The sequence below is a fragment of the Cupriavidus basilensis OR16 genome (assembly GCF_000243095.1).
In the GTDB taxonomy this organism is placed as follows: Bacteria; Pseudomonadota; Gammaproteobacteria; order Burkholderiales; family Burkholderiaceae; genus Cupriavidus; species Cupriavidus basilensis_D.
This window is the reverse complement of the sequence record NZ_AHJE01000312.1, coordinates 1-311: the sequence shown is the minus strand read 5'-3', so window position 1 is coordinate 311 and position 311 is coordinate 1. Positions and strand designations below refer to the sequence as shown.

Below are 311 nucleotides of genomic sequence, written 5' to 3'. Positions count from 1 at the left end.
TCCTCGTCCTTCGGCAACAGATCGGGCGCCGGCATGGCCGGCATCGGTACTCGCACATCCGGCGTGGATTCCTGCTGCTCGCGCAAGACGCGTTCGCGCTCCTGCTGGCGCAGCAATTCCTGCGCAGCGCTTCCAGGTGCCTGCCCCTGCGAGGCGAGCGGAAACACCAGCAGGCCGCAAGCCAGGCCGCAGGAGCGCATTACCGATGACCAGGACTTCCGTTGCTCCATGTTTGTTCTTCCCTGTACTGGCCCAGGTCGCCTGCTGACGACATCCAGTACCGCCTATGGCAGGCCAGAGAAGTTGCACTT

Annotated in this window: 1 pseudogene; it reads right to left on the bottom strand. The window is 64.0% G+C overall.

The features are described from left to right. Window positions 1-230, bottom strand: a pseudogene (locus tag OR16_RS38880) (hypothetical protein); the annotation flags it as partial. Between the last annotated feature and the right edge of the window lie 81 nt (window positions 231-311).